Origin of the sequence: Methylobacterium sp. WL116 (assembly GCF_008039455.1) — a bacterium.
Lineage (GTDB): Bacteria > Pseudomonadota > Alphaproteobacteria > Rhizobiales > Beijerinckiaceae > Methylobacterium.
Map to the genome: position 1 here is coordinate 1 of NZ_VRUV01000968.1, position 848 is coordinate 848.

1 protein-coding gene is annotated in these 848 nt (G+C 74.1%); it reads right to left on the bottom strand.

The genetic code is table 11. The features are described 5' to 3' along the window. On the bottom strand, positions 1-848 hold an 848-nt coding region (locus FV223_RS28825), incomplete at both ends, for a molybdopterin cofactor-binding domain-containing protein (protein WP_147730022.1).

Genomic DNA, 848 nt, shown 5'->3' on the forward strand with positions numbered 1-848 from the left:
CCCGACGCGCCAGCGCCCGTCGCGCAAGCCGGCCGGCTGCGCCTGGCGGCGCTCCCATCCGAAGCGCTCGGCACCGAGGCGCAGGCACGCGACGAAGGGCCGGGTCGAGAACGGGATCTCCGGGTGCTCGGGGTCGACCTGGGTGTCGTTGAGCGCCCGGAACGCGACCGGGTCCATCCCGAGCTTCTCGGCCATCTCGTCCATGGCGATCTCGAGGGCCATCAGGCCCGGCGCCTCGCCGGGCGCCCGCATCGCGTTGCCCTCGGCGAGGTCGAGCACCGCCAGGCGCTGGCGGGTCATCCGGTCGGCGCCGGCGTAGAAGGCGCGCGTCGCCGCCGTCGACGGCTCGGTCCGGCCGCCGGCGAGGTTGCCGTTGAGGTTGTCGTGGCCGATCGCGGTGATCCGCCCGTCCCGGGTCGCGCCGATCCAGATGCGCTGGATCGTGGCGGGGCGGTGGATGGTGGTGTTGAACATCATCGCACGCTGCAGCGCGAGCTTGACCGGCCGGCCGGCCACCCGCGCCGCCACCGCCGCGAGCGCGAGGTCGGACTGGACGGTGCCCTTCCCCCCGAACCCGCCGCCGACATACGGCGAGACGAGGCGGATCCTGTCCCGGGGGATGCCGAGCGTCCTGGCGAGGTCGCGCACGCCCCAGTTCATCTGCTGGATCGAAGTGTGGCAGGTGAGCCGGTCGCCGTCCCAGGCGGCGATGGTGGCATGCGGCTCCATCATCGCGTGGGCTTGGTCGGGGGTGGTGTAGCGCGCGTCGAGCTGGACCGGTGCCCGCGCGAACGCGGCCTCGAAGTCGCCGACGCGGGTCTCGGGCTTGCCGCCGAACGGGCCCTGCT